This window comes from Photobacterium sp. OFAV2-7 (assembly GCF_022347985.1).
Taxonomy (GTDB): domain Bacteria; phylum Pseudomonadota; class Gammaproteobacteria; order Enterobacterales; family Vibrionaceae; genus Photobacterium.
Window position 1 is genome coordinate 1 of sequence record NZ_JAKRFQ010000305.1, and the last position, 5,394, is coordinate 5,394.

The 5,394-nt window shown below is 45.4% G+C and carries 6 protein-coding genes; 3 read left to right on the forward strand and 3 right to left on the reverse strand.

Going from position 1 to position 5,394, the window contains the following annotated elements; genetic code table 11:
• On the forward strand, nucleotides 1-511 hold a 511-nt coding region (locus MHN01_RS15285; protein ID WP_304622859.1), incomplete at its 5' end, for an AsmA-like C-terminal region-containing protein.
• Between the two features lie 99 nt (nucleotides 512-610).
• On the opposite strand, the gene MHN01_RS15290 is transcribed toward MHN01_RS15285, so the two are convergent.
• Entirely contained in the window at nucleotides 611-1,063 is a 453-nt protein-coding gene (locus tag MHN01_RS15290; protein ID WP_160648539.1) for an HPP family protein, read from the reverse strand.
• Nucleotides 1,064-1,296: 233 nt separating this feature from the next.
• Between MHN01_RS15290 and MHN01_RS15295 the strand changes: the two genes are divergently transcribed.
• Nucleotides 1,297-2,337, forward strand: a complete 1,041-nt coding sequence (locus MHN01_RS15295; protein WP_239412135.1) for a metal-dependent hydrolase — start codon at nucleotides 1,297-1,299, stop codon at nucleotides 2,335-2,337.
• A 70-nt stretch (nucleotides 2,338-2,407) separates the two neighbouring features.
• On the opposite strand, the gene MHN01_RS15300 is transcribed toward MHN01_RS15295, so the two are convergent.
• Both MHN01_RS15300 and MHN01_RS15305 read right to left on the reverse strand, forming a co-directional pair.
• The gene (locus MHN01_RS15300; protein WP_239412136.1) at nucleotides 2,408-3,088 is read right to left on the reverse strand and encodes a response regulator; all 681 of its coding nucleotides are present in this window, start codon (nucleotides 3,086-3,088) and stop codon (nucleotides 2,408-2,410) included.
• Nucleotides 3,081-4,685: a sensor histidine kinase gene (locus tag MHN01_RS15305; protein ID WP_239412137.1), complete on the reverse strand. Its 1,605-nt coding sequence runs from the start codon at nucleotides 4,683-4,685 to the stop codon at nucleotides 3,081-3,083. Before MHN01_RS15305 ends, MHN01_RS15300 begins: the two co-directional genes overlap by 8 nt.
• 501 nt (nucleotides 4,686-5,186) lie before the next feature.
• On the opposite strand from MHN01_RS15305, the gene MHN01_RS15310 reads away from it, so the two are divergent.
• A partial coding sequence (locus tag MHN01_RS15310; RefSeq protein ID WP_304622860.1) for an anaerobic C4-dicarboxylate transporter family protein occupies nucleotides 5,187-5,394 on the forward strand: 208 nt, incomplete at its 3' end.

Here is a 5,394-nt window from a genome sequence, read left to right on the forward strand (position 1 = left end):
CGGGGCGGTTTACGGGGTGAATGTGCCTGAGATGATCCGAGAAGCCAAGGCGACGCTGAAGGGTAAGAAAGCCGAATACGTAAAAGAAGAGAAAAAGACCGACTTTTCGGCAATGGTAGCAACCATTAAGCTGGGCTCGGGCAAGGCTTCGACAACGAACTTGGATCTGGATTCTCCGCTGCTGCGTATAGCGGGTAAAGGTCATACTAACCTTGTCAGCGAAGCAATCGACTTCAAGGTGAACACTTCGGTTGTTGCGACCAGCAAAGGTCAGGGTGGCAAGCAGGTGGACGAAGTGGCAGACCTGACGGTGCCGATTGATGTCAAAGGTAACTGGACTGAGCCTAAGTTTTCGATGGATCTGGCAGGTCTGCTGAAGCAGAACAATGAGCTGGAGAAAAAGGCCCACAAGGAAGTTGAGCGCGGGCTTGAAAAGTTACTTGGCGACAAGGCCAAAGATGACGAGGTGAAAAAAGTGGCTGATAAGCTACTGGAAGGGCTGTTTAACTAATCGGTCTGTATATTGGATCTCGTGAAAACTGAAAGGCTTGCCATCATGGCAAGCCTTTTTCGTGTGATCTTTATATCTTTTGGCAACTTCTTTTTGGTGTCAGGCCAAACTTCTGTTTTTCTTGTTCGACTTTTGCGTCTCCAGGGTATTCTGGAAGGCTTTGAGTAGGTCTACGGCTGACAGCATGCCGACCAAATCGCCTGTTTTATCCAGTACCGGCGCAGCGCCCACATGGTAGTCGAGCAGGGTACCGACCGCTTTGGTTAGTGTGTCATAGGTACGAACGTGCACTATATCTCTGATCATGACATCACCGATATGCAGATCGTCGGTCAGGTCGTATTCGTGACCGATATCCGGTGATTCATCAACCCAGCCCGGACGGCGTAGCTCGCGGTCACTGACAATACCTATCAGCTCGCCTGCTTCATTCGTTACCGGTAAATGGCGGATCGCTTCGTCGCGCATCAAAAAAAAGGCTTCGCGAAGGCCTGCCTCAGGCTGGATTGTGATGACTTTGCGTGTCATGTATTCAGAAACTTTTGTTGGCATATACATCTTCCCTTTGTCAGAGTGAATTGATGTTGCCTGATTTAAAGTAGCGAATTCAATGGTGCTGAACTGCGACCAAACCCATAGTTTTACTTTTGTTTACTTTACTTGTTATACGCACTTTGTCCTTTGCTGCCTATTTTTGATAAGGTGTGCCGAATCAGCTGAGAATAACTGCCAGGTAATAAACGAGATATACCCATATAAATAACCTGGCTGAAAAGGAGATAAAGTTGGATTCAGTGACTCAAGCCGCATTAGGTGCCGCTGTTGCGGGTTTGGTGGCAGGAAAGAAATGTTCGCCCAAAGTATTATTGGCTGGTGCTGCGCTTGGTACCCTGCCTGACTTGGACGTGCTGATGAACTATGGTGATCCCGTGTCGGATATGGTGAAGCACCGGGGTTTCAGCCACTCAATTTTTGTTCTGCTGCCGTTCTCGTTGTTACTGACGTGGTGCTGGCAGAAGTGGCGATCTACGCAGTTTGGCTTTACACAGCTGTGGCTATTGATTGCGGCGTGTCTTATTACTCATCCGTTGCTGGATGCCTTTACCTCGTACGGTACTCAACTGCTGTGGCCCCTGCCGGTCAGTGTCGCAGTGTCCAGCATCTTTATTATCGATCCGCTTTATACCGTTCCGTTACTTGTGATGGTGGCAGCCAGTTTGCTGTGGCGAAGAAAAATGGCGAGGTTGTGTGGGATTGGCTTGTCGATATCCAGTTTGTATCTGTGCTGGTCGGTTATCGCGCTTAATATTGTCGAGGGTCGAGTACAAGACCAGCTAGCCAATACGCCGATGGCGGATAAGCCTGTATTTATCGCACCGACGCCTGTTAATACCGTACTATGGCGTGTTGTGGTGTTAGATGGCGATACCTACTGGGAAGGGCTAACATCTTTGCTGGACCAAGATAAAACCATCGATTTTATAGCCAAGGATCGCGGCCACTGGAAACTGGATGAGAAACCGCAGCACCTGGTTATGCTGGAAGACTTTACCAGCCAGTTTGTAAAATATGAGCAGGTAGGTGACAGCCTGACGGCAACGGATCTGCGTTTGGGAATGGTCGAGTACCTGCCGTTCAAGTTTGTCTTTGCCAAATTGGATAGTGACGGGGCGTGGTCTTCGGCCCTTCCTGTTCAGCTGGAAAGCCCTAATGTAAGGCCTAAGCATCTGCCGGCACTGTGGCTACGTCTGCTTGGTAATCAAGATATTGATGCCAATTTGTGTCATGCCAAGGAGTGCCCTAAACCTGTTGAATCAGATGTGTAGTGCTAAACAGAAATACAATTTCTAGATGTGTTGTAAGCCCGGTTCAAGCCGGGCTTATTGGTATACCCAGTTACTCGACCATTTGATACAAACGGCGAGGGCGACCGCCAGTTTTGTAGTTCAGAACTAAGCGGATCATGCCTTCCGACTCTAAAAACTCCAGATAGCGCCTTGCCGTAATGCGGCTGACATTCATGCGCTTGCCAATATCATCTGCAGAAAAGTCGTGTGGTTTATCAGCATGCAAAATCGCCTGCAATGAAGCAAGCGTTGTTGCATCAATCCCTTTCGGTGTCTGGCGTAATTGCTTTACAGGCGCTTTACGGAATATCTGGTCGATATCACCTTGATCAACGATTGCAGCGCGCGCTAGTTTTTGTTTGTACTGCTTATAGTCGTCAAGGGCTTGGTTAACCCGAGACATGCGGATCGGCTTGACCAAATAATCACTCACACCTAGCTGAACGGCTTTTTCAACCGTTGCGGTTTCTCGTTCGGCAGTGGTCATAATGAAATCACAATCTGCGTTTTGCTCGCGCAGTTGGCGAATAACATCAATACCATTGCCATCTGGCAGCGTGATATCGACAAATATTAATGTTGGTTTGAATGCCCCGTATTGCAAAAGCGCATCAGCACAGCTTTCGCTAGCTGCAACCACCGTGAAGTTTGGGTGTTGATTGATGGTTGATTCGAGGGTGTAGCTGGCTCGACTATCATCTTCAATAATCATTACAGTGGTTTTAGTCATAATTAGCGACTTCATTTTTATCTAAGTAAATACTGAATAGTGTTGTGTGTTGCTCTGTGCGTTCCCAATCAATACTTCCATGAAAGTAATCGACCAGTTGCTTGACCAAGTATAAGCCAATACCGCTCTGTTCATCGTCGAGCTTAGAGCTTACACCGAACTCTAAAATGTGATCGGTAATATCTTCGGGAACACCGGCACCGCTGTCTTGAACTTCTAAAATGATGTGATTACTACGATCGCTTAGATACACATGTACTTCAGGTTCCTCATTCTCTCTGTTTTGCCATGATGCGAGTAAGGCATTATCGATCAGGTTACCTACCATTGTGACGAGTTTTTCCGAGATATTCTTCTCGTAACTCGACAAATTTGTATCCATATCGATCGTGAATTTCACTCCCGAATCTGACGCTTTATTAAATTTAGCGAGCAACAAACCGGCAATGGCACTATCTGTTACCGACATTACAATGTTGTGAATTATAGATTGGTAACGGTCGGTTTCCTGTTGAATAAAGTCAACGGCTTCGTCGTACTTACCGATTTGTAGCATGCCTGAGAGTACATTGAGCTTATTGGAATACTCATGGGTTTTACTGCGGAGCAATTCGGCATAACTGTTCAAGGACGTGACTTCGCGTTCAAGCTCAGTTGGATCAAGGTTCGTGAAGAATACGACGACATGCCCCTGCGAGCCTCTCGGGGTGTTGATCGGATAAACATTGGCTTTGTAGCTTAATTTGCCAATATTGAATTCCTCTTGATGGAATGTTCCTTGACTTGCGAGAACCAAATGACTTAACGACTTGGAATAACGTGATAAAGAGTGATTCACATAGTCATAGCGATCCAGTACCCCCATAGAAAGCATTTTTATTGCGCTGTTATTGATGGTGGTAATTTTCATGTTGTTATCAACCGCAACAATAGCGTCACGAATACTATCGAGTACCATCTCATGTTCGCGGAATTTGTTCACGATAAACTCTGGCTCATAGTCCAGGAAGGTACGTTTCATCTTGAACATGAACGCGCCTGTAATGCCAATACCAAGCAAATAGACCACGCCGATAAGCATGCCAATATGACCATATTGTTTAAAAAAAATATCGGTTGTTTTTTCATATAAATACCCGATACAGACTGCACCAATGACTTCGCCATCTAAAAGAACAGGCGAAAAATTACGGATAGCTTTGCCGAGTGATCCAGATGCCACACTGCTGAATTCATCACCTTGTTCTATTGCGGGTTTAATGTCGTCACCGATAAAATACTTACCGACTTTATCTGGTGTGGGGTGGCTCAAACGAATGGTTTCTTTATCAACGACCACGATATAGGAAGCATCGGTACGCGCTCTAATATCTTCCACATAATCTTGTAAATCGTATTGCTGCTGCTTATTTTTGGCATCAACCGCCTTAATGACCATGGGATCATGTGCAACCACGCGAGCAAGCTCTAGCCCTCGCGCCTGAATGCCTTCCTGATACGAATTTTGCAGTAAAAAATAGATGGCGGTGGTTACGATGATAACAAGAAAAGAGGTAGCTGCAACGATGGTTAAGATCAGATAACTCTTAAGTTTCATGATAGTTCTTAGAATAGCAATGTTAGTGACGGGGACAGTATAACTGCATATCTTCTGGAATTAATGTGTGCTTTGACCCTAAATAATGAATCGACAGTTTTTTGTCAGACCCTCTATTGTACCTCCTCACTAAACCCTCGCTTACAAAAGTTACAAAAGCCTAAAATAGTTACATTAGCAAGGTACTCAATCTTCCGTTCGGCAAGTGTTGGTAGACTACAAAAAAACATAACAATCCTACTAAAGTGGTAGGTCATATTCATCGATGTGCTTAATAAAGCAGCATTGAAACACATTCCAGCCATTCTTGGTAGTGGCATGTGCGCTCCTCTATACCTGAAATTTCGTACTGGTGTAGCAGGTAAAATTGCGCGTTACACGACTGCATGGTTGTTGGCTTCATAATTTATTAATCAAGATTGCTACCAGTTCAAAAAGCCTAACCTGGTATCCCAGTTATCTTATTTAAAAGACAAATTACTTTATATTTAAGGAAAAAATATGTTCTTTGTTCACATGATGTTGTTGCTCGCCGTTATTTTTATCGGTATCCGGTACGGAGGCATCGCTTTTGGTCTTCTCGGTGGATTAGGCGTATCTATTCTATCGTTTGTATTTGGTATTGCGCCGGGTAAACCCCCAATCGGTGTTATGCTGATCATCCTTGCTGTGGTTGCTGCTTCGGCGACGCTAGAAGCGACCGGAGGAT